The sequence below is a fragment of the Geobacillus sp. PLS 41 genome (assembly GCF_056494105.1).
Map to the genome: position 1 here is coordinate 3,246,869 of NZ_CM151395.1, position 23,327 is coordinate 3,270,195.

At 45.1% G+C, this 23,327-nt stretch carries 18 protein-coding genes and 1 pseudogene; 2 read left to right on the plus strand and 17 right to left on the minus strand.

Annotated features, from left to right (window positions below; genetic code table 11):
* Positions 1–29: 29 nt before the first annotated feature.
* The 7 genes from argF to argC form a co-directional block, all read right to left on the minus strand.
* Positions 30–968 (minus strand): ornithine carbamoyltransferase, encoded by a 939-nt coding sequence (gene argF / locus ACVX3G_RS16270; RefSeq protein WP_013146083.1) that lies wholly within the window; start codon positions 966–968, stop codon positions 30–32.
* On the minus strand, positions 965–4,093 hold the full coding sequence (locus ACVX3G_RS16275) for a carbamoyl phosphate synthase large subunit (protein ID WP_033845508.1): 3,129 nt from the start codon (positions 4,091–4,093) through the stop codon (positions 965–967). The genes argF and ACVX3G_RS16275 overlap by 4 nt, the downstream gene beginning before the upstream one ends.
* Positions 4,086–5,150 (minus strand): carbamoyl phosphate synthase small subunit, encoded by a 1,065-nt coding sequence (locus tag ACVX3G_RS16280; protein ID WP_014195160.1) that lies wholly within the window; start codon positions 5,148–5,150, stop codon positions 4,086–4,088. Before ACVX3G_RS16280 ends, ACVX3G_RS16275 begins: the two co-directional genes overlap by 8 nt.
* An 88-nt stretch (positions 5,151–5,238) precedes the next feature.
* Entirely contained in the window at positions 5,239–6,399 is a 1,161-nt protein-coding gene (locus ACVX3G_RS16285; protein WP_014195159.1) for an acetylornithine transaminase, read from the minus strand.
* Positions 6,396–7,172 carry an acetylglutamate kinase gene (argB, locus tag ACVX3G_RS16290; protein WP_014195158.1) on the minus strand — a complete coding sequence of 259 codons (777 nt, stop codon included), beginning with the start codon at positions 7,170–7,172 and terminating at the stop codon, positions 6,396–6,398. The genes ACVX3G_RS16285 and argB overlap by 4 nt, the downstream gene beginning before the upstream one ends.
* 12 nt (positions 7,173–7,184) lie before the next feature.
* On the minus strand, positions 7,185–8,417 hold the full coding sequence (argJ, locus tag ACVX3G_RS16295) for a bifunctional ornithine acetyltransferase/N-acetylglutamate synthase (protein WP_014195157.1): 1,233 nt from the start codon (positions 8,415–8,417) through the stop codon (positions 7,185–7,187).
* Positions 8,418–8,434: 17 nt separating this feature from the next.
* The gene (gene argC, locus ACVX3G_RS16300; RefSeq protein WP_020279628.1) at positions 8,435–9,469 is read right to left on the minus strand and encodes an N-acetyl-gamma-glutamyl-phosphate reductase; all 1,035 of its coding nucleotides are present in this window, start codon (positions 9,467–9,469) and stop codon (positions 8,435–8,437) included.
* Positions 9,470–9,793: 324 nt separating this feature from the next.
* Between argC and ACVX3G_RS16305 the strand changes: the two genes are divergently transcribed.
* Positions 9,794–10,480, plus strand: a complete 687-nt coding sequence (locus ACVX3G_RS16305) for a Crp/Fnr family transcriptional regulator (RefSeq protein ID WP_014195154.1) — start codon at positions 9,794–9,796, stop codon at positions 10,478–10,480.
* A 272-nt stretch (positions 10,481–10,752) separates the two neighbouring features.
* On the opposite strand, the pseudogene ACVX3G_RS16310 reads toward ACVX3G_RS16305, so the two are convergent.
* From ACVX3G_RS16310 to ACVX3G_RS16355, 10 genes and pseudogenes are all read right to left on the minus strand, one after another.
* Positions 10,753–11,025: pseudogene (locus tag ACVX3G_RS16310) on the minus strand (RHS repeat-associated core domain-containing protein); the annotation flags it as partial.
* A gap of 77 nt (positions 11,026–11,102) precedes the next feature.
* Positions 11,103–11,555 (minus strand): hypothetical protein, encoded by a 453-nt coding sequence (locus tag ACVX3G_RS16315; RefSeq protein ID WP_223812638.1) that lies wholly within the window; start codon positions 11,553–11,555, stop codon positions 11,103–11,105.
* Between the two features lie 332 nt (positions 11,556–11,887).
* Complete coding sequence (locus ACVX3G_RS16320) at positions 11,888–12,535, minus strand: hypothetical protein (RefSeq protein ID WP_033024880.1); 648 nt, start codon at positions 12,533–12,535, stop codon at positions 11,888–11,890.
* 219 nt (positions 12,536–12,754) lie between these two features.
* A complete protein-coding gene (locus ACVX3G_RS16325; protein WP_011229816.1) occupies positions 12,755–13,945 on the minus strand; it encodes an ISL3 family transposase in 1,191 nt (396 codons plus the stop codon).
* A gap of 82 nt (positions 13,946–14,027) precedes the next feature.
* Positions 14,028–14,738, minus strand: coding sequence for an ABC transporter substrate-binding protein (locus tag ACVX3G_RS16330; RefSeq protein ID WP_128723173.1), 711 nt, complete (start codon positions 14,736–14,738; stop codon positions 14,028–14,030).
* Positions 14,717–15,913, minus strand: a complete 1,197-nt coding sequence (locus tag ACVX3G_RS16335; RefSeq protein ID WP_021322226.1) for an ATP-grasp domain-containing protein — start codon at positions 15,911–15,913, stop codon at positions 14,717–14,719. The genes ACVX3G_RS16330 and ACVX3G_RS16335 overlap by 22 nt, the downstream gene beginning before the upstream one ends.
* Positions 15,879–17,123: an MFS transporter gene (locus tag ACVX3G_RS16340; RefSeq protein WP_033026754.1), complete on the minus strand. Its 1,245-nt coding sequence runs from the start codon at positions 17,121–17,123 to the stop codon at positions 15,879–15,881. Before ACVX3G_RS16340 ends, ACVX3G_RS16335 begins: the two co-directional genes overlap by 35 nt.
* Before the next feature lie 15 nt (positions 17,124–17,138).
* Entirely contained in the window at positions 17,139–18,335 is a 1,197-nt protein-coding gene (locus ACVX3G_RS16345) for an ATP-grasp domain-containing protein (protein ID WP_033026756.1), read from the minus strand.
* Entirely contained in the window at positions 18,332–19,591 is a 1,260-nt protein-coding gene (locus ACVX3G_RS16350) for a hypothetical protein (RefSeq protein WP_033026758.1), read from the minus strand. Before ACVX3G_RS16350 ends, ACVX3G_RS16345 begins: the two co-directional genes overlap by 4 nt.
* Entirely contained in the window at positions 19,584–21,536 is a 1,953-nt protein-coding gene (locus ACVX3G_RS16355) for a PEP/pyruvate-binding domain-containing protein (protein ID WP_081704467.1), read from the minus strand. The genes ACVX3G_RS16350 and ACVX3G_RS16355 overlap by 8 nt, the downstream gene beginning before the upstream one ends.
* A 107-nt stretch (positions 21,537–21,643) precedes the next feature.
* On the opposite strand from ACVX3G_RS16355, the gene tnpC reads away from it, so the two are divergent.
* Positions 21,644–23,122 carry an IS66 family transposase gene (gene tnpC, locus ACVX3G_RS16360; protein ID WP_031206434.1) on the plus strand — a complete coding sequence of 493 codons (1,479 nt, stop codon included), beginning with the start codon at positions 21,644–21,646 and terminating at the stop codon, positions 23,120–23,122.
* Positions 23,123–23,327 lie beyond the last annotated feature (205 nt).

A 23,327-nucleotide genomic window follows, 5' to 3' on the forward strand; every position in this document is an offset into this window, starting at 1 on the left:
GGAACTCCCGAAACGGGAATTCCTTTTTCCTATAGGATCGACACTAAAATCGCTTTTTGGGCATGAAGCCGGTTGCCGGCCTGCTCAAATACGACCGAGTTCGGGCCGTCCATGACGCCGGCCGTCACTTCTTCGCCTCGATGGGCCGGCAGGCAATGCAAAAAGAGGTAATCGGGTTTGGCCGCTTTGGCGAGCTCTTCATTCACTTGGTACGGCTGGAACACTTGAAGCCGCTCGGCGCTTTCGCTTTCTTGGCCCATGCTCGTCCATACGTCCGTATAAATCGCATCCGCTCCGGCCACTGCCTCAAGCGGGTCGTGCGTCACAACAACTGTTGCTCCGGTTTTCTCGCCGATCTGGCGCGCTGCCTCGACGTATTCCTCCTTCGGCTCATAGCCTGGCGGACAGGCAATGAAAATATCCATTCCCACTTTGGCTGCGGCCGCAAGCAAGGCGTTGGCGACGTTGTTGCCGTCGCCGACATAGGCGAGTTTGACGCCTTGGAACGTTTTCTTCGCTTCGTAAATCGTCAGCAAATCCGCCAGCGCCTGGCACGGATGATCATCGTCCGTCAAGCCGTTGATGACCGGAACGGACGCATACTCGGCCAATTCCTCGACTTTTTGATGGGCAAACGTCCGAATCATCATGACATCGACGTATTGCGACAAGACGCGCGCCGTATCCGCAATCGTTTCACCGCGGCCAAGCTGCAAATCGTTGCCGTTTAAATACATCGCCTGGCCGCCAAGCTGGATCATGCCGACTTCAAACGACACGCGCGTGCGCGTTGAGGGCTTTTCAAAAATCATCGCCATTGTTTTGCCGGAAAGCGGCGCATACGGCACGCCGGCTTTTTGTTTCGCTTTTAAATCGGCTGCTAGCGCCAACAAGTCCATAATTTCGTCTGTTGAAAAATCGAGCAGCGTTAAAAAATCTCTCCCTTTTAATGACATCACTGCATTCATGCGATCACCGCCTGTTCTGCCTGTTTTTTCTTTTCCAACCAGCCGTGGATCGGCTGCACATCAAGATGATCCACATCGAGCGCCTGCAAGAAGAGCTTCAATGTCTCACGTTCCGTGAAGACGAGCAATTGTCGGGACAACGCAGTCATTCGTTTGTTTGCCTCGTCTTCCTCTTTGCCCAAGTTGATCACCGCGAGCGCCGTGTCGCGCTTCACCCAATCGGCAAATGAACCATCTGAAACGATGGTCAGCTGTTTCGCTGTCATCTCCGCCTCCAGTTCGGCGTCGATGTTGCCGATGACGTAGATCTCGTTCGCGTTCGCTTTCTTTTGCAAATACGGATAAAATGCTTTATACGCCGCTTCTTCCTTCGTCGCGGCGATGCTGATGCCTTCACCGGTCGATTTCATCTCCGGTCCAACCATCGGGTCAACCCCCGGCAGCTTATGGCTCGAAAAGACCGGATACTTTAACACGGCGTACGGCATGACCGCCAATCCGCGAGCTTTTTCGTCAACGATGTCGACGAGTGATTTCCCAAGCAATAACTTTGTCGCAATTTGCGCCAATGGCACGCCGGTCGTTTTGCTGACGATCGGCACCGTCCGGCTGGCGCGCGGGTTCACTTCCAGGACGTATACATTGCCGTCCGCAATGACGTATTGAATGTTCATGATTCCTTTAAAGCCAAGTTTTTTCGCAATCCGGCCCGCATAGTCGATGATTTTCGCTTTTTCTTCGTCTGTGAGCGTCTGCGCCGGCAGCCAAGCATAGCTGTCGCCGGAGTGGACGCCGGCTTTTTCGACATGTTCGATAATCGTCGGCAGTAAAATGTCCGTCCCATCCGTGGCGATGTCGGCCTCCGCCTCTTTCCCGTCCAAATACGCATCGATCAAAATCGGATATGTCAACTCGCCTTGCTCAATCAAAGCGGCGAGCTGCGCCTCGCTATGGACGATAAACATGCCGCGGCCGCCGATGACATACGACGGGCGAAGCAGCACCGGGCAGCCGATCTCGGCCGCTTTGGCGGCGAGCTCCTCGGCGTTGTTCGCCATCAAGCCCGGTACGTGCGGGATGTCAAGCTCCTCGAGCAACTGGTAAAAACGATCGCGATCCTCAAGCTGGTCAATCATATCGTACGTGACGCCCAACAGCGGCACACCTGCTTCTTCGAGTCCTTTGACCAAATTGATCGCCGTCTGTCCGCCAAACTGAACGATGACATGCTTGATTTGTTCCGCTTCAATGACATCCAAGACGCTCTCTAAGGTAAGTGGCTCAAAGTAAAGGCGGTCGGCGACGGCAAAGTCCGTGCTGACGGTTTCTGGATTGTTGTTGATCATCACCGTTTCATAGCCTTCTTTTTGCAAGGCGAACACGCTATGAACGGAGCTGTAGTCAAACTCAATGCCTTGGCCGATGCGAATGGGTCCAGCTCCAATGATCAGCACTTTCTCCTTGCCGCTCGCTTTCTTCCGCTCGTCTTCGCCGAAATAGGTTGAGTAGTAATAATCCGTTTCCGAATGAAATTCGGCCGCGCACGTGTCGACCATTTTGTATGACGGCACGATGCCAAGTTCCTTCCGCTTGTTGCGCACATCAAGCTCCGTCACGCCCCACGTTTCGGCCAAAAAGGCGTCGCTTGCCCCTTTTTCTTTCAAGAAGCGCAACGTCGGCTCATCGATCGTATCGATCGTGGTGGCTGCCGCCTGTTTTTCGAGCGCCACGAGCCGTTCGAACGAAGCAAGGAAAAAGCGGTCGATTTTCGTCCATTCGTGAATGGCTTCGACCGCCACCCCGCGGCGGAGCAGTTCCAAAATGGCGAAAAAGCGGCGGTCGTCTTTGTCGACAAGCAGCTGTTTCAGCTCGTCATCCGTTTTCGCCGAAAGCTCCGGCAAAAACAGTCCGTTGTTTTTTCCCTCGAGCGACTGCACCGCTTTTTGGAATGCCCGCTCCATATTGCGATCGATCGCCATCACTTCCCCGGTCGCTTTCATTTGCGTACCGAGCTTCCGGTCCGCGTGCGGGAACTTGTCAAACGGCAAGCGCGGAAACTTGACGACGACGTAGTCCAAGGCCGGCTCGAAGCTGGCGTACGTCGTTTTCGTCACCGGATTGACGAGTTCCGCGAGCGTATAGCCGACCGCCAGCTTCGCCGCAATGCGGGCGATTGGATAGCCGGTCGCTTTCGAGGCGAGCGCTGACGAGCGGCTGACGCGCGGGTTGACTTCGATTAAGTAATATTGTTTGCTGTTCGGGTCAAGGGCGAACTGAATGTTGCAGCCGCCGATGATCCCTAATGCGGAAATGATCTTCACCGCCGACGAACGGAGCATTTGGTACTCCTCATCGGTCAACGTCTGCGACGGTGCGACGACGATCGAATCGCCCGTGTGGATGCCGACTGGATCGACGTTTTCCATATTGCAAACCGTGATGCACGTATTCGACTGGTCGCGCATCACTTCGTATTCAATTTCTTTAAACCCGGCGACGCTCCGTTCGATCAAACATTGGCGGATCGGGCTTTCGGCCAGCCCTTTTTCCACGAGCGCGAGAAACTGCTCCATGTTTTCGGCAATGCCGCCGCCCGTCCCGCCGAGCGTATACGCGGGACGAATAATGATCGGAAAACCGATTTGTTCGGCAAACGCGACCGCTTCCTCAACGCTTGTGACAATTTCGCTCTCCGGCACCGGTTCGCCAAGCTCATGCATTAACGCGCGGAACGCTTCGCGGTCTTCCCCGCGCTTGATCGCTTCAATCGGTGTTCCGAGCAGTCTCACCCCATACTTTTCAAGCACGCCGGCTTCATGCAGCTGAAACGCCAAGTTGAGCCCTGTCTGGCCGCCGAACGTGGCGAGCAGCCCGTCCGGGCGTTCTTTGGCAATAATCGCTTCGACCGCATCGACGGTGAGCGGTTCAAAATACACGGCATCGGCATGAACTTCATCGGTCATGATCGTCGCCGGATTGTTGTTCACTAAAATGACGCGGTATCCTTCTTCCTTTAAGGCGATGCACGCTTGTGTGCCGGAATAATCAAACTCGGCGGCCTGGCCGATGACAATCGGCCCCGACCCGATCAGGAGAATCGACTGAAGCGAAGAATCTTTAGGCATACACGTTCTCTCCCTTGAACACGGTTTGCAAAAATTCGTCGAAAATATAGCCGGTATCTTGCGGCCCCGGATGCGCCTCCGGGTGATATTGCACCGACAAAATCGGTTTATGGCGATGGACGATGCCTTCGACCGAGCCGTCGTTGACGTTGATGAAGCGGATGTCAAACGGCTTGCCCGCCAAGCTTTCCTCTTTGACGACGTAACTATGATTTTGCGATGTCATCATCACTTTTTGCTTCCCGGCGTCCCACACCGGCTGATTGGCGCCGCGGTGCCCGAAGCGGAGTTTTTCCGTATCCGCCCCGTACGCTAAGGCGACAAGCTGATGGCCAAGGCAAATCGCAAGCGTCGGATACCGGTCGATCAGCTGACGGATAGCGGGAAGCTGATGGCTTAACTGTTTCGGATCGCCCGGGCCGTTCGAGAGGACAAGCCCGTCCGGTTTCAGCGCGTCAATCGCTTCCGGCGCCGTATCATGCGGCACGACCGTCACCCGGCAGCCGCGTGCAAGGAGCGACTGCAAAATCGACTTTTTATAGCCGAAATCGATGAGCACCAAATGCGGCCCGGCTTCGCCGTATGTTTCGATCGTTTTCGTTGACACCGCGCGCACTGGAAACGCCGCTTCCTCATCAGCAACTGCTGGAATCGGCGACAAACTTAATTCCGCCATCATCGTCCCAGCGGTGCGGATTTCTTTCACAAGGGCGCGCGTGTCCACGTGCGTGAGAAGCGGAATGTTCCAATGCTGCAAGTATTCTGCCAAGCTGTATTTCGCCCCGTAATGAAATCCTGTGCCGCTCGCTTCGTAGACGACGACCGCTTCGACGTGCGGCCGCTTGCTTTCAAAATCGTCTTCATTAATGCCATAATTGCCGATCAGCGGGTACGTAAAAACGATGATTTGGTTTTTATACGACGGGTCGGTCAACACTTCTTGATAACCGGTCATGCCGGTGAAAAAAACGATCTCCCCGCTCACCTTTTCTTCAAGCGGAGCGGCGAGCTCGCCGCTGAACGTTTTTCCGCTCGCCACATGCAAGTACGCTTTCATTGGCGCCACCTCATCGTTTGAGTTTTTATAACCGTTCAAGAATTTTTATGCATGAACAGGAATAAAAATTAAGCCATCGGCCGTCCGTTTACAAGACAGCTGAGGCGTTGGCGTTGTTCAACACGTTTGTCAAAATGTCCACCGCTTCATCGATTTCCGCTTTCGTCACGACAAGCGGCGGCAGCAGGCGGATCACGTTCGGCCCCGCCGAGAGGACAAGCAAGCCGTTTTCATGAATCAATGGCAACAGCGGCGCGACGTCCGTTTGGCACTCGATTCCGACCAGCAACCCGAGCCCGCGCACGTCCTTGACGATGTCAAGCGGGGCGAGCGCGTCATGGAGGCGCTCAAGCAAATAGCGGCCTTTCTCCTGCACATCTTGCAAAAACGCCGGATCAAACACAACTTCAAGCGTCGCCTTGGCGGCGGCCATCGCGATCGGGTTGCCGCCAAACGTCGACCCGTGCACCCCAGGTCCAAACGATTCTTTCAAAAACGCTTTGCCGATCATCGCCCCAACCGGAATGCCGCTGCCAAGCCCTTTCGCTGCGGTGATGATGTCCGGCTCCACATCAAAGTGCTGGTACGCAAACGGCTTCCCGGTCCGGCCGATGCCGGTTTGCACTTCGTCGATGATCAGAAGCGCCCCGTGCTGTTGACACAGCTCCGACGCTATTTGCAAAAACGCCGAGTCAACCGGGCGGACGCCCCCTTCCCCTTGGACGACCTCAAGCATCACCGCGGCCACTTCTTCGTTCATTGCCTGTTTGAGAGCGTCGACATCATTCAGCGGCAAGTGAATGAATTCCGGAAGCAGCGGACCAAAACCGCTATGCACTTTCTCCTGCCCGGTCGCCGCCATCGTCGCAAACGTCCGGCCGTGAAACGATTGGGAAAACGTGATCACTTTGTGTCGTCCGGTATGTTTGCGCGCCAGCTTCAGCGCCGCTTCGTTCGCCTCGGCTCCGCTATTGCAGAAAAAGACGCAGTCGCCGGCGCTGTGGGCGACAAGCAAAGACGCGACCTCTTCTTGAATGGGAATCGTAAACAAGTTCGATACGTGCCAATATTGATTCAGCTGCTTTTCAATCGCCTTTTGGACGTGCGGATGGCGATGGCCGAGATTGCAGACGGCAATGCCGGAGACAAAGTCGAGATATTGTTTTCCGTTTACATCGGTCACAACCGTCCCTTCCGCGGCTTGGACGGCGATCTTCCAACGGTTGTATGTCGGAAACAGCGCGCTCATAAATATACCCCCACTTCTTTGCGAATCGTTGTGCCGTGCCATGTTCCGTTCTGGTAAAACGTCGTTTTGCCGCTGACGATCATCACCTCGGGCAGCGCATCGGACAGGGCGGACAGCGCCGCTTTCACTTTCGGAATCATCCCGCCAGTAATGACGCCGTCTTCGATCAGTCGTTCAATCGTTTCCGCCGTCGCGTCGGCCACGAGCGCGCCGTCTCGCAAAATGCCGGGCACGTTCGTCACAAACGCGAGCTGGCTGGCGCCGATGGCGGCCGCGACCGCCCCAGCCGCCGTGTCGGCGTTAATGTTGTATGTTTGCCCGTTTTGATCGATGCCAAGCGGCGAAACGACCGGAATGTAGCCCGCCTCAAGCAGCGTGCGCAAAAGACGGGAGCGAACCGTTTTCACACGGCCGACATAGCCGAGTTTGGCCAAGTCGATCGGTTCTGCTTCAAGCAGCCCCCCGTCCACGCCGGAAACGCCGACCGCCGGCAAGCCGTTCTGCCTGAGCATCGCCACAAGCTGTTTGTTCACTTTGCCGGAGAGCACCATTTCCACAACGGCAAGCACCTCTTTCGTCGTTTTCCGCAAGCCGTTGACAAACTCGCTCGGCACCGCCAGTTTTTTCAACATTTGCCCGATTTCCGGCCCGCCGCCGTGGACGATGACGACATCCATCCCTTGTTCCCGCATCATGTTCACGCTGGCAAAAAAGGCGGGAGACAGCTCATCGAGCACGCTGCCGCCGCATTTGATGACGACCGTTTTCCCCATCGTTCTCTCTCCTTACGTCCGATAGCTGGCGTTGATTTTCACATAATCGTACGTCAAGTCGCAGCCCCACGCGACGCCGAAGCCATCGCCCAAGTGCAAATCCACCTCAATGACGACCGTCTCTTGTTGCAAATACGCCGTCGCTTCTTCTTCCGAGAACGGCTGCGGCTCGCTTCCTTTCAGCATCACAATCGGCCCGATCGCGACATCAACATTGTCCGGATCAACGTCAGCGTCCGCATAGCCGATCGCGCCGATGATCCGCCCCCAGTTGGCATCCGCGCCGTAAACGGCCGTTTTCACTAAGTTGGAGCCAACGATTTGCTTGGCGACTTTTTTCGCCTCATCGTCCGTTTTCGCGCCGCGCACGCGCACTTCAATGAGCTTCGTCGCCCCCTCGCCGTCTCTGGCGATTTGCTTCGCCAAGTCTTCGCACGTTTTCCGCAGCGCCTCGTAAAAGTGTTCCCAATCCGGATGATTCGGCGTCAGCTCGTCATTTCCAGCAAGACCGTTTGCCATCACCACAACCATGTCATTCGTCGACGTATCGCCATCGACGGTAATTTGATTGAACGATACATCGGTAATCGACCGGAGCGCATCATGCAGCACCGCCGAAGAGATGTTGGCATCGGTCGTAATGAACGCGAGCATCGTCGCCATGTTCGGATGGATCATCCCCGATCCTTTCGCCGCCCCGCCGACGGTGACCGTTTTCCCATCGACGGTCGTTTGGTAACAGGCGCGCTTCATCACCGTATCCGTCGTTAAAATCGCCGTTTGAAACGCCTCAGCATCCGCCATCGTCGCCCCTGGAACAAGCTTTTCGATGCCCGCGCGAATTTTTTCCATCGGCAAATATTCCCCGATCACGCCCGTTGAAGCGACGGCCACATGGTGCAGCGCCAGGCCAAACTGTTTCGCGCACAGCTCGCGCATTTCATAGGCGTCCTTGAGCCCCTGCTCGCCGGTGCAGGCGTTCGCGCATGCACTGTTGACGATGACCGCCTGCAATTTTTGCTCTACAGCGAGGCTCGCCTGCGTCACTTTGAGCGGCGCCGCCTGGAAATGGCTTTGGGTATACACAGCGGCGGCTGAAGCTGGCACGTCGCATAGAATAACCCCTAAATCTTTTTTCGAATAGCGCAGCCCGGCGTGCACCCCAGCCGCTTGAAATCCTTTCGGCGTGACGACCGTTCCATCGGCGACCGCCGTTACTTGCGCCGTTTGTTTCGTCGCTGTCATTGTTCGTTCCCCTTCCCTCACGGATAGATCGGCAAGGATTGGAGGCCCTCGGCCTCATCCCACCCCATCATCAAATTGAAGTTTTGCACCGCCTGCCCGGCAGCGCCTTTCATTAAGTTGTCGATCACCGACACGACCGTCACCCGTCCCGTCCGTTCATCGTAGGCGAGGCCGATGTCGCAATAATTTGAGCCGTACACTTCTTTCGTCGCCGGAAATTGCCCGACCTTGCGAACGCGGATAAACGGCGAACCTTCATAACTTGTTTTATATAAATCTACCAAATCGTTTGGCGAAATCGATTGTTTCGCCTTCGCATAGATCGTCGCCATAATGCCCCGTGTCATCGGAATCAAATGGGTGCTGAACGTAATTGGCTCCATCGCTTCATTCCACGTTTGCAGCGTTTGCTCAATTTCCGGAATGTGCTGATGGACGTTCACTTTATAAATTTTCACGTTTTCGTTCACTTCGGAAAAATGCGTCCCAAGCCCTGCTTTCCGCCCCGCGCCCGATACGCCGGACTTGGCGTCAACGATGATCGAATCTTCCTGAATCAATCCTTCTTTGACAAGCGGCGCCAGGCCAAGCAGCGTCGCCGTCGGATAACAGCCCGGGTTGGATAGGAGCACGGCCTCGCGCACCGCCTCCCGATTCCACTCGGTCAGCCCGTACACCGCCTTTTGCAAATATTCCGCTGGCGCCGCCTCGCGTCCGTACCATTGTTCGTACACCGCTCCGTCTTTCAAACGGAAATCCCCGGATAAATCGATCACTTTCACTCCCCGATCCACGAGCGCCGGCGCCCACTCCCCGGACACCCCGGGCGGCGTGGCGAAAAAGACCGCATCGTAACGGGAAAGCGCCTCGATTTCAAGTTTATGCAACACCGCACCATCGACCGAACCGACGTGCGGGAAACTTTCCGATACATGAACCCCGTCCTGCGACGACGAGAAAACGTCGCAGCGGCTCACATGCGGATGCCCGTGCAACAAGCGGAACAACTCCGCGCCGCTGTACCCCGTCGCCCCGATAATGGCTACGTTCATCATGTTCCCCCTCACCCGTATGCCTCATGTAGTTCTCATTATAATACTGTATAAAAATAAAATCAAATGTATATTTAATAATTTTCGGGGATTTTTTTCTTGCCCCTCCCTAAGTCTATGGGAAACGAATACCGATTTGTCCCGGCAGCCAAGGTGCATCCTTGACTCCATCACCCTCATGTCCTCGGGATGCAAAGACTTTCACAAACGATTCCATCGATGTTCAACAAGTTTTCAATCTTTCCACTATCCTTATATTGACTTCCCTCTTTTTTTCCTGTACACTTTTATATAGCGATACATTTTACGTAAGGTTGTGATCGGATGAACGAGATTGAATCTCGTGAATGGCAGAAGTGGCTTACATCGCTTGGGCGCGATCTTCGCCTTGAGAAGGGAACGTACTTGTTTCAAGAAGGGGAAAAAGCAGACGATATTTACTATATCCAATCGGGGAAAATCCAAATCAGCAAAATGGATATGGACGGACGGGAGCTCGCGCTGCGCATTTGCAGCGAGGGCGATTTGATCGGCGAGCTGACGCTGTTTTGCCCTGGCGCCCGCTACATGCTGACGGCGAAAGCGCTCGAAGACAGCGTCGTTTCCGCCATTCCGCGCGAAAGGCTCGAACAAGAGCTCGCCAACAATCCGAAACTGGCCATCGAATTCATGAAATGGATGAGCCTCCATTTCCGCAAAACGCAAACGAAATTCCGCGATTTGATTTTACATGGCAAAAAAGGAGCGCTCTATTCAACGCTCATCCGTCTGTGCAACAGCTACGGCGTCATGAAAGAAGACGGCATTTTGATCGACGTGCCGCTGACGAACCAAGAGCTCGCCAACTTTTGCGGCACCGCCCGCGAAGTCGTCAACCGCATGCTCGGCGATTTGCGGAAAAAAGGCGTCATCTCCGTGCAAAAAGGAAAAATTCGCGTCCACAACTTGCAATACTTGCGCGACGAAATCTCCTGCGAAGGCTGCCCGCCCGAGCTGTGCCGCATTGACTGACGGGCAAGTGCGGCAAATAAAAGGGAAGGCCGTTCTCGGCGCTCAGGGGCGGCCTTTGCTTTTTTGAAGCAAACACTCCCCTGCTGTTGAAAGCTACACTGCCTATCAACGATGCACCTGCAACCATCGCCACGGCTTTCCAACCACCTTTTTTTAAAGGCTTGGCATCCACCATACGCCGCAACCCCCGCGTTGACGGCAAACCAGAAGAAATGCCCATCCGGATCTATCAACATCACTAGATTGTTATTTGCGTACGTGTATCCATTGTGCGTCAAGATATCGTCCGCATCCCCCGGATCCGGATCTAGGGATAGGAACACGCCATGCGTTGGATGATAGTACCAGGCGATCAGATAATACAGACCTGTTTCGTTGTTATATTGATACCCCGCATATCGGTATGAGTTTTCCTCCGCCAAGGCGCCGGATTGGGAAAGAATTTTGCCCCATGTGTCGTACTGGTAGCGAACCACCACGTTTCCTTGCACATCTGTCAGGGAGATAACATCGCCGTTCGTGCTTGCCCTTCCTTGAATGGTCACGAAAAAAGAACCTTGAAAGGCTTGTTGCCAATCAAGGATCCTTATTGTTCTGTCCTAGCGTTCAAGGCGAGGCTTCTTTACTTAGCTTCGTTAGAATAATGCAAGAAAAGAGAATCGACAACCTCTTGCGGAAGCTGTTGATTGGCAAAATTAAGCGCCACCCATGATAGAACCGTTTGATCCATTGGACGCCAAGTTTTTACAATCGGCCATGCATCCACACGATGGTTCGCATCTCGAAGTCCTAAAATACAAATGCCGTAATTTCTATCCCCCCATATAGCCCATTTCATGGAAGAAGGCAACCAAATAACTGTATACGAATTGTATAACATTGCATCAGCTGGACTTTCCTTAGGCCCCAATTCCAGGACATTTACATATTGATCAGATGTTAAATGAACAGGGGGTTTCACCCAATTATAGTAACCAAATTCTTCATAAAAGTATTCTACAGGATGAGGATCTAGTACAGCAGTAAGAATATACTCATCTTTCATTTTTTCGACAATTGCTGAATTACGGTCCAAAAATCCCCATCCATTGTCCAGTCGAATTCTTCAAACCAAAAATAACGAAATGGTTCACGAAATACCTGTTTGGGCAATCGATTTTCTAAGAAAAACACATCGTTCACCGTGCGGTATAACTGATAAAATTCTCTTTTTTCTCTCACAAACAATGTTTCTAAATTCACGAAGATCACCTATTGTTTTAAACCTGATTTTTAAAGTCATTTTTTACTTCCCTTTGGATAATAGTCAGCGGTTGGCCCACCTGTAGATTTCGCTTCATCACGAAGAACGTATTCAGCTCCGTGAACCGCAATGTTTCCTTGTTGCTCATTTAGAGTGTGAATCGTCTATTTCTTTCGTTTCAATTTCTTTATTGTGATGTTGATATCGTCTAACAGTGCGCTTTCACTTAGCCATTTCCAAAATTTCCCCTTTGTTAAATACTTTTTTTCCTCAACAATTCTTTCAAGTCTTGATGCATCATCAATATTTCCATATCTACCTATTGCAAGTATGGCATGATTCTTTAGTGTTGTATTAAAATCACCCGTTAAAATGTCAAAGAACTTATTTACTACATCCCTAGTAACTTTGTCCTTAGGAAATTTTTCCGCGAAAGCAAGTAGAGTAACGGCACTAAAAACACGCTCAAATTCCTCACTAAAGAGATCTTCTATTATAACTTTTGATGCTTCTGGATGATCAAATGAATGATAAATAGCCTCTGCTAATGCTTTATGAGAATAACGGGAATCTGGTTTTCTGTACTCCTTAATTATTTCTTCTAGTCCACATATTATTTGTAATTTTGCTACCTTGATTTGTTCCAGCACCTCTTTGTTATCCGTATTGATTTTGTCTAATTCTCTTATAGCATTGTAATCGCCAATTGTTCCTATCATAGCTATATCTGCGATTAAATCCGTGCCACTTTTTTTAGATAAATTGCGAATTTTTCTTTTTAATTGAGTTTCTTTCCCCTCTAAAAAATCCAATACACTTTCTGCATAAGCTTTAACAAAAAAGGGTCTTCACCATTTTCTGTGATTTCCACTCAACCCCAGAAATATGTTAGCTGGATGAAATCGGTTCATCAGTCAGGATCCTTCTTCCGCATACAGACCACGAAGTTGGTAGAATGGAAACAGTCAAGTGCTTTCCTTGACGGGTTCCATTCTACCAACTATCATACCGATAGCGGAAGAAGAGAGCGCTTAAGCAGCCTGACTACCTGTAGTGTTCCCTGTACACTCCAGAAATACACGCAAACGAAACCGTTCTCGATTTCGATAGCCATATGCCCGGCGTTTGATGTTTTTGATCTTGTGATTCGTCCCCTCGATTCGGGCATTGGTATATGGGCACAAAAAGTAGGAAAGAATCGGCTCCTTCCACCTTTCAAGCGTGTTGGCTGCTTCCTGAAAAGAAGCAAAAGGGCTCTGTTTGGCTAACTGAATCCATTCTTCCAAGCGTTCCTTTGCTTCGTTATATCCATCGGTTCGGTAAAAATCCCGAAACAACTCTTTCAGATAATAAGCAATGGAAAGTACCGGATACTCCTCCAAGATATCGTCCAATCGAAGCCGTTGGTCCTTACGAAGCTTTTCACAGCCTTTTAAGAGAAGATATCGAGCCTTTTTCAATGGAGGAAATTCCTTTCTTGCTTGATCCAAGGCTTGTGTCACTTTTTGAATCACATGGTACTTATCGATGACAATCGAAGCAGATGGAAACAGGGCGCGAACCGCCTTATGATAAGGTTCCCACATGTCAAGAATCACCGTTTGGACCCTTTCTTTCGACAGGACATTTTGGCTCAACAAGTGGAGGGCGGAGTCACATTGGCGATCGGCATGCATTCCCATGACCGATCCGGCTTTGGCATCCATCAATACGGTTTCATACTGATGTCCCTTTTTTACCGCGATTTCATCTAAGCTAAGCACCATCTCTTCTTGAGAAGATGCTTCTATCGCTGTTTGACGCTCTTTTGCTTTTTTCGATGCAATGAAGTAATAGATGCGCTCCAATGTCGTATATGGGATGCGGTGCTTTCGGCTAACCTCTTGAATGGTGGAGCCTTCACAAAGTTCATACAAGTACTCACAAAATCGATTGGTGTAGTGTTGATTGGGTTGAATCGATTCCAAAGAGGCGGAAAACACTTGGGAACAATTCCAGCACCGATAGCGCTTTACCTTTACGAACAAGTACACCGGTTGATGGAAAATCGCCAAATCCCGTACTTTTCTTGTCCGTCTGTCGTGGACAGAGGAAGTGGCAAACCCACAATGAGGGCAGCGTTCCTGTGTCTCTGTTTTCTCTACATGAATCGCATAACCATAGGAAAGAAGTTCTTGTTTAATCACTTTAAATTCTGGCAATCCTAGTGGTATCGAAAGCACTTACGAGACCTCCTTAATGTTGATTTCACCGCTAACATTATTGCCAGGATCTCGTCAGTGCTTTCTCTTTTTTGTCACTAAATCACAAAATTTGGTGATGAACCAAAAGTATTTTAGCTTTACCTTGTTTTATAGCCATTGTTGGGTAAGGTTCCCACGTAGCATGAGCTGCTATTTTTCCTGTATTTACATTTTCTAATCCTACAGCTACAGATTGATCTATTATAGTTACTTTATTTAACAAGTTATTAGACTTTAAAGTCTGTAAAAGCATTTTGTGTGCGCTTGATCCGTAGGGGACAGAAACCTCTTTCCCCTTTAACTGACTAATATCATTAATGCCATCAATTGGAGCTATTATGCTTTGATTCATCCCGTTTTTTCCTTTTCCATCAATAGCTACTATTTTCGCATCTAATTGTTCTAGCTCAACCGACTTGGCACCAGCTAATAAAGCAGGCATATCACCAAGGAATGCTATTTGTACTTTACCTGAAGACATAGCATTTACAAGTGGAACACCTGATGATGAGTTAAACCATTGTATTTCAATTTCCGCATCTGGATACATCTCTAATAATTTCTTTTCAAAAATCTTTTGATTTTTAATAATTGTAGCGCCCCACGTCTGAGCCGTAGGAGTTTGATATCCGATTGTTAAGCTTATACTTTTTTTATCTAGATTGGGTTTACTTTGCTTAGAAGAACAAGATGCCAATAATAGTACTATAAATATTAACAAAATTTTGAAATATTTATAGCTTATCGACATCATTTTTCCATTAACCCCCATACAACGTTCTCTTCGAACCAATCTCTTATAATGAATATTCGTTGTTCTACTTCTTTTAATGTATTTCCCCTCACCAGTACTATTGCTATAGAATCAATTACAGAGTTAGGATTATTAAAAGTTTCACCCTCATTTCCGAAAGGATCATACAATACTACCCAATCAAATGGAATTTTAGATGGCCTGGACAATAATTTACCATTTTTCGAAGGGATAAAGACTCCACCTACTAAACTTTTTAGTTCTACTGTCGAGGGGATTTCTATAGGTAATGAGCACTCATTTCTCACCCATATCCTATATAAATCTATTCCATACGCCTCATTTATAGCGGCATCAAGTCGTCCACCTCCGACTCTTGAAGCAATCTCACAAAAAACTAATTCATCATTTTCTGTATGGAAAATTTCACAATGGAATGGTGTAAAATTCGGAGTGGGTAATGATTTAATTATTTCTTCAGTAAAATATTTTATTCTTTTAAATAAACTGTGATTAGGTGGTAATAAAGTATACGAAGAACCTTTTTTAAAACTGAGTGCATCATCTAGATATTGTCCCACTGAAATAAAAGCTATTTTTCCATCGGAAATTATTCCATCAACATTGTGCATTGTCCCTTTTATAAAAGTTTCTACCATCATATCTTTTGGTATTCCTTTTTCTAAATATAATTTTAGCTCTTGATGGTTTTTTATTACACTTACACTTTTTGATGCCATTCCATCTACCGGTTTGATAATAAAAGGATAACCGTGTGTCTTTTCAAAGTCATATAAATCTACTGAGCTTTCAATTTTTTTATACGCAGGCGTTTTTAATCCGGCGCTAGAAACGTAGTCCTTCATAATAACTTTATCTCTGAAGGCAAGTGCACTTTTCATATTTTGACCTCTTAGATTAAATCTCTCTCTTAGTCTAGCTGCTCTAACAATTTCTGTTTCATCTAAAGCTATTATTGCATCATACGGATTTTGTTCATATAACTCAATTGCGTCATAATCTACCAAACCATTATCTTGAAACTTTTTATAAGATTTCTTTATATCAAATCCTACAAATTGATCTGAAAATCTCTCATTAGTGAACAAATATATTTCACTGTTATAATCTTCAAGCCATTCTTTGTATTTTGCAACATTAATCGGAAATCTGTTTAGTATCAATACTGCCAATTTCTTTCTCCTCCATTAACTCTAATTTATTAATCAAAATACCAATTGTTGAACATAATATTACAAACATTCCGATAAGATATATTATAATTTGAATAGAGATAACTTCTCCCAATTTACCAATTATACTATATATAAACGCACCTAATAATGAGATGAACATATTGATTATGCTGTTAACCCTTCCTTGAAAATTATTATCTACCTTTTCAAGAATTATAGTGCTAAATAATGTTCTTGACTGAAGTGCAACTGCACCTAGAAAAAACATCACTGTCCCGATAATTAATATGCTTTTCGTTACTGGAATTAAACACAGCAGCCCACCTAAAGCGGCTATACTCATCCAAATAAAATTTCTCCTACCCATTAATTTAATTATCCTTATTAGGCACAATCCGCCCACTATAGAACCCACTGCAAAAATACCTTCAAGGAGGCTTAATGTTGCCGGCCCTTCAGCTAAGATTTTAGTGACATAAGGAACCATAATAATATTGACTATCTGAATCACAAATTCGTTTAATGCTACTAAACAACCGAAAAGTACAATGATTTTTCTAGCAGATAAATACTTAGCAGTGGATTTCAATTGCACGAAAAAGTCATGAAACTCAATAGTATTTTTCTTTTTCAGAGTATTATTTTTCCGTTGTCTTATACTTAGAATACTTATTGCAGCTATAATAAACAAAATTGAATTAAAAAATACTGCAAATACATCTGCTATGTATTCAAAGAGAAAACCTGCAATAGCTGTTCCTATTATCATTCCTATTTGAAAAGTTACGTTTAATGACGTATTTCCCTTTAACAACTCATCGTTTGTTAATAGTTCCTTCATCAACCCTTTAAATGCAGGCATATAGAATCTATCGACAACATTCCAAAGAAAAGTTACTACATACAATATTAATAAATTTAAACTATCAATTAAAATTGCTAAAGGTATAATAATAAGTAATAGCGATCTTAAAAATTGTACAACAACAATAGTCTTCTTCCTATTCCAAATATCAACAAGCACACCAATAAAAGGTGATAATAAAATTCTTGGAATTGTAGAGATGGCCAAAACTGTCCCAATTGCTGAGGCTGTTTGAGTAATATCATAAGCTAACCAGGTTACTACAAAGGCCTGTAAACCAAATCCAATAGAACTAAAAAAATTATTAGATAACAGTAATAAAAAGGTCTTGTTTTGGTACATTAAAAATTGCTCCAATCATACTAATTTAACATTAATTTTTTTTATGGCATTTTTGGCTTTGGATAATGCGTCATCTGTACTATTACCTTTCGCAATAACATATGCTAATCTATCAAACGAACTTAAAGCAGATCTTACAACGTCACCTTTATTCTTCAATAAATTAGCTTCCACTACTCCTTCCGATGCTCTTACATTTTCTAAACCGTTTATTTCACATATTTCACCCTCTTCTTCAGGAAGATAGTACCAAATGGCGTGATAATGCTTTATTTTTAATTCCGGAATGCCTACATCTTCTCCTAATGTTTGTTGTGCGGTCATCTTAATTAAGTCTATACCTGTGGACTTTTCTATTAATTCTGGAATAAAATCCCCTCCCAATCTAGTATGCGTTTCAACAATGTTTATATTACCGCTTGGGTCCACTATAACCTCTGTATGAGAAGGTCCATGTGTTATTCCTAAACATGCAAGACAGTCATAAACTTTTTTTTCAATTTTTGATCTTATAGAAGAAGGAATGGAGGCAAATACAACATGCCCTTTTTCAACTGGATAAGTTTGATTTTTAAATTTCTTGGTTATGACAGTTACGATGTGCTTACCATTTTGACTAAAAACTTCAACACTATATTCATCTCCATTTAAATACTCTTCAACAAGCACTTCTTTATTAGGATTTTCAGCTTTTATAAGGGCTAAAGCTTTATCTATCTCATTCTTTTCCTTTATAATAGATACTCCAATACTTCCCCATTCATCTACAGGTTTAAGAACAACAGGAAGACCAACCCCATCAATGAATCTTTCAATATCTCGCCTATTTATTGCACAAGAAAATTTAACATTATCAATACCATTGCTATTTAATTTTTCTCTCATCAGTACTTTATTTCTTACTGTTTGAATAACTTCGTAACTATAAAAATTTAGACCGAGTTCCTCCGCAATTAATGCAGCTTTATCTTGCAGTTTTTCGTGATACGCCCCAATTGCATAAAACGGTTCAATTTTATTTATAGCTTTTGCTAATTCAATCCACTCATTCGTATCTTCAACATTTTCAATTCCTATAATTCTTTCATATATACCTGCATCACTATTTTTTATTTTTTTTCTGTCAGTCATTAATGTTAATTTTGCATTGTGTTTCTTTAACTGTTTATGGACGGGTCTCATACCGCCTATTACCAATACGTGTTTCGTCAATTTTTCATTACTCCTTTCATTCTTTTAGACTCTGCATTTTTAAGAAATTGTACTGGATCTGTTATCTTCTGATTTGTGTCAAATGAATAACATTCGTTTCTTAACCAGAAACGCTTTTCTATTTCCGGAAAAGGCAAGTCATATACACCTTCATCTTCGGAAGCTTTTCTCATCCATTCATATGTTAGGCCTCTTTCTTCATTCCATTGTTTTAAGTCTTTAGAAGATTTTATTTCATTATTGCTAAGCGCCCTTTTAAATCTTTTAATCTCTCTGGCGATTTGACTAGAACCATTATTAATTTGCCTGAAAATTTGTTCGGTTAATTCGTTAACATCTACAGTTTCAGTAATATCATAACCCAAGTTTTTTAATGACTTGATTCCAGCTGAAATTAATTTTAATGCTTTATCATCACAAACCTTATCACCAGATAAGGTTCCTGATAATGTTCTAATTATTTTTCTCATTGTATGTCCTGGACCTTTCCCCTCTGGTCTTACACCGTCATAATATAGCGCCATGAGTGTTCTTAAATGATTAGCCCATAGGTAAACTTCGTTATAGTTAAATTTAGGGAATTGTGCTTTTACTTCCTTCGTAAGATCAATAAAAAACTCACTTTCATACCAATGAATTAAATTATCTTTTACAAAGGAAAGTCGTTCGAGAAATAACGCACTATCTGTTGAAATTCCATTTATACCTTCGATAAACCCTATAGTCGAAATAGGTATAATGCCATGTTTATATGGTAAAAATATTTTCAAATAATATCCTTGCGGTTTATTTTTTCCTAGTCTTAACGGAATATTGTTTTCCCAACTAATAACATTTCTTTCTGGTACTTTCTTTGATAAGACGGTATTTCTAATCCCTAGTTCATACGGAGCTAAATAGATTAATTGAGAAGGATCTATACCTAAAGCTAGATTCAAAAAATTGAGAATAAAGTCTATAGATGGTTCTACACTTTTATCTCCAAACCGAAATATAGATAACATAACTTCAAATGGAGTAGCTAATGGATACTTCCCTACATCTTCTAATCTGTTAGCTGAAAAAACCCTTTGTGCTGTTATATATTTTTGTGGTATCTCATGTTTTTTCTCCTTTTCTGCTTCAAAAAGATCCATATTTGCCATAATAGCAGATCCAATAAAAAATGTGTCTGCATTATTACGTATAATGGGGCTTTCTGGAATTAATTTATAATTATTGCTAACGCCCATTTTAATAAATAAGTCTCTAATCATGATATTCCCCTACTTTATTTGATAAAGTTGTTATTGGTCTGACTTGAAATATATAAATTTTTTGATTTTGTGCTCCCCATTCAATATCAACAGGGTATCCATATAAATTTTCTATATAATTCGCTATTTCCGCTAAATTATTAAAAATTTTATAATTAGACTTATAACTTGACTTACTTAACGTTTCCCTAATATCAACTTTTCCGTTAACCACATTGGAAGCCCCACCATAACTAGCTTCTATTAACATATCATTTTCATCGTCACCTATAGGATTACAAGTAAATATAACTCCCCCCAAATCTTGTTTTAAATATGGTTGTATTAAAACAGCCAAATCCACCTCATCTTTACTAAAGTAATATTTTATTATTCCTTTTTTTCCGGATTCTTGTACATATTGGATTGCATTATATAAATCGAATGATTCCATTTTACAGATTTTAGATTCTAAAATACCTGCTACTGACTTATCTATAAGATCTTCGCTAGGTGAGCTACTTCGAACAACTAAATGTGAACATTCTGGGAAAAGCATTTTAATCTCATTTAATAGTATCTCAACGTCATTTGCAGTATAGTCGTTTATATTTATACTAGACGGTATTACTATACCGGGTAATACATTAATATTGTGTTTTAAAAGTTCATATAACCTATAAGCTTTATTGCCAACAATAACAGAGTTGGAGGCATCATCAAGTTTAACAAAAGGAATTTTCTTTTCATTTACCTTTCTATGGATAACTTTCACATATCCTTGATCCGCATTTAAATTTATAAAGGATCCTTCAGGTATTTTAGAAAAGACGTTGGGAATTCCTATTAAACAGGGTTTTTTTAATTCTCTTGCTATAACCGCTGCGTGACTTAAGATTCCCCCTTCTTCTGTAATGAATCCCTTAGATTTCATCATTGCATCCATAAAATTAAAGTCAGTACCCTTAGCTACTAAAATATCTTCTTTTGTTATGTAATTTAAGTCACTGATATCTCTAACATGTTTGACATATCCCTTAACATTTCCCATGCTTGCCGTAGTACCTTTTATTTGGTCATTTTTATCAGTTTTAAAATCAACTACTAATGTAGCTTCACGTGCTTTATCTCCAATCAAACAGTTTTCTATTCTATTTAATACAACATAGTCATACCTTAAATTAATAGTTTCTTCACTTAATCTTTTTTGGTTCTCAGCTAATTCAAAGAGTTCAAACAACATGTATCTTGACAAGTTCTCCCTCTTTTCACCTGTTAAACTTGCTAAGTTATTTAGAAGCCTATTTCTCTGGTAGGCTACTTGTCCCATTAATGCTTTATTTTTATCTCTTAAATCCCCTACTTTTATAGCAATGTCATTTAATTTAATAAGTTTATCCCTTATCTCATGAGATCTAATGATTTTATCAACTAGAGAATTACTTTTATTACAATCAGTTAAATTATCCAATTTATTAAAAAGTTGTATTCGTTCTTTTAAGGGAGTCTCTATTAAATACTTTAACTTTTCAGCTGCAACATTATTTTTCTTAACAGCACCATAGGCGTAGTTTAAATTTTTATATTTAGATAAATACTCTTTTTCCGCTTCTCTTAAAGTTAATTTTTTCTCACTGACTTTAATAGATAAAGCCAAAGCAGTTTTTTCTGCTATAACTCCTATCGTTGCTTTTTCAGAACCAAGGAGATACGGAATATATTTTCTCACATCTTCTTTAGGTATTTCTTCTAGTAGGAGTTGCTCCATTGCCCATTTTAGTCCATGTTCAATTTGAACCAGATTTATACCATAAATTTCTCCTAAAGCGGTGTACTGAAGAGATGCAATCCTTTCCACTGTTTCAAGAGAACTATCTAAAGATATTTTTTCAGAAGAAATTTCTTGCAACATATTAATTAAACGATTTTTTGGTTTTTTTATATACAGATCCAACTGTTTTAACAAATCAGGTAACTATTCAGCCCGTACATAGAAAAAATTTACGAGAGCCGGTTTGTTCGCACCTTCCTTGTCTATACTAATTACCATCATAGACATGGGAGGTGAACACAATGGCAAATGTTGCTTTTGGCTTCCAACAAGCGGTCTTCACACTTGAAAGCATGGTCGCAAAAATCGAACACCAAGCACAAACGATGGAAAAACTCATCAAAGAAAACGAACAACTACGTCAAGAAAACCAACAGCTCCGACAAGAAAACCAGCAATGGAAAGCACGTATTGCAGAATTAGAAGCCCGTACGAAAAAAAACAGTACGAATAGTCATTTCCCGCCGTCCTCTGACCGGTTTGAGGCGAAATCTCCTTCTCGTCCACCATCGGAGAAACGGCCGGGAGGACAGCCAGGGCACCAAGGAACGACGCTCCGCCAATCACCGAATCCTGACCATCGAGTCCTTCACCGTGTGACCCAATGCAAAGGATGTGGTCACTCGTTAGAACATATCGATCCACTTCAAGTAGACATTCGCCAAGTGTTCGACCTCCCAGTGGTTCGCATGGAAGTCACTCAACACGAGCGGGAAATCAAGCGTTGTCCTGAATGCCGACTTGTCCAGCAGGCGGAGTTCCCTTTTTATGTCACGAATCATGTCCAGTACGGTCCAGCTATCACTTCCCTTATTTTATACTGGAATCATGCACAGTTGATCCCGTGCGAGCGTGTCACGGAGATGGTCAAAGCGCTCACTGACCATTCGATGAGTGCAGGCACAGTCGTGAACATGACGAGACGGTGGCAGCCTGTGGCAGAAGCCGCGATCGAAGAAATCGAAGCCGCGCTGCTCACTTCGAGCACGCTGCACGTCGATGAAACGAGCCTGCGTGTGAAAGGAACGAAACAATGGGTGCACGTCGCTTCCACTTCCAAGGAAACCCGATACGGGATTCATCGCTCGCGTGGCAAACAAGCGACGGATGACATCGGGATTTTGCCGCGGTACAAAGGAACGATGGTGCATGATGCGTATGCCGTATACCCGATGTATACGCAGGCGAGCCATGCCCTTTGCCACGCCCATCATCTCCGGGAGCTTCGGGAGTATACCGAACTTTACCATCACTCTTGGTCGAACAAGATGGCTGAAGCACTGTTGGAGATGAAACAGGCAGTGGAGAAAGCGGGCGGAGCCTTGCCGGAAGAGAAAGTCCGGTATTGGGAAGTGGTGTACGACGAGCTTCTTTCGAATGGGCGCCAGGAACTCGATGAACGTTGCCGACAAGGCAATCATCTCGGTGTCCGCAAAGCGGAACATTTCATCCGGCGCCTAGAAAAGCGCAAGCAAGAAGCGCTTCTCTTCCTGCGAAAGAAAGAAGTGCCGTTTGACAACAACCAAGCCGAGCGCGATTTGCGGATGGTGAAAGTCAAACAAAAAATCTCTGGAACGTTTCGTCAGGAAGACGATGCCGAGGCTTTCTGTGTCATCCGCAGCGTCGTTTCCACCCTGCAAAAACACGGAAAGCCGGTGTGGGAATCGTTGCAAAGACTTCTAAGTGGGGAGTCTCTCCAAACGATTCTCCAGTCCTCCTAGGGCATTTTCGATACCGGAAATGCCCTATTGGTGCTGGATTCTGAAAATCTCGCTAGTACTGAGCTGAATAGATACCAAATCAGCCTCTAAGTTATAAAATCTTCTTCCCAACCTTCGTCCTAAATTATCCCATTCGTCTTTTGGTGCGTAACTTTCAAACACGTTTCCCTTATAAATACTTATAGTATTCCTAAACCTTATTGAA

What these genes read in the sequence shown, in the direction of transcription:
- argJ (WP_014195157.1), bottom strand. Translation starts at nt 8,417, where the DNA reads ATGACAGCGACGAAACAAACGGCGCAAGTAACGGCGGTCGCCGATGGA.
- ACVX3G_RS16330 (WP_128723173.1), bottom strand. Translation starts at nt 14,738, where the DNA reads ATGGGGGTTAATGGAAAAATGATGTCGATAAGCTATAAATATTTCAAA.
- argF (WP_013146083.1), bottom strand. Translation starts at nt 968, where the DNA reads ATGAATGCAGTGATGTCATTAAAAGGGAGAGATTTTTTAACGCTGCTC.
- ACVX3G_RS16280 (WP_014195160.1), bottom strand. Translation starts at nt 5,150, where the DNA reads ATGAAAGCGTACTTGCATGTGGCGAGCGGAAAAACGTTCAGCGGCGAG.
- argC (WP_020279628.1), bottom strand. Translation starts at nt 9,469, where the DNA reads ATGAACGTAGCCATTATCGGGGCGACGGGGTACAGCGGCGCGGAGTTG.
- ACVX3G_RS16285 (WP_014195159.1), bottom strand. Translation starts at nt 6,399, where the DNA reads ATGAGCGCGCTGTTTCCGACATACAACCGTTGGAAGATCGCCGTCCAA.
- argB (WP_014195158.1), bottom strand. Translation starts at nt 7,172, where the DNA reads ATGGGGAAAACGGTCGTCATCAAATGCGGCGGCAGCGTGCTCGATGAG.
- ACVX3G_RS16340 (WP_033026754.1), bottom strand. Translation starts at nt 17,123, where the DNA reads ATGTACCAAAACAAGACCTTTTTATTACTGTTATCTAATAATTTTTTT.
- ACVX3G_RS16350 (WP_033026758.1), bottom strand. Translation starts at nt 19,591, where the DNA reads ATGATTAGAGACTTATTTATTAAAATGGGCGTTAGCAATAATTATAAA.
- ACVX3G_RS16275 (WP_033845508.1), bottom strand. Translation starts at nt 4,093, where the DNA reads ATGCCTAAAGATTCTTCGCTTCAGTCGATTCTCCTGATCGGGTCGGGG.
- ACVX3G_RS16305 (WP_014195154.1), top strand. Translation starts at nt 9,794, where the DNA reads ATGAACGAGATTGAATCTCGTGAATGGCAGAAGTGGCTTACATCGCTT.
- tnpC (WP_031206434.1), top strand. Translation starts at nt 21,644, where the DNA reads ATGGCAAATGTTGCTTTTGGCTTCCAACAAGCGGTCTTCACACTTGAA.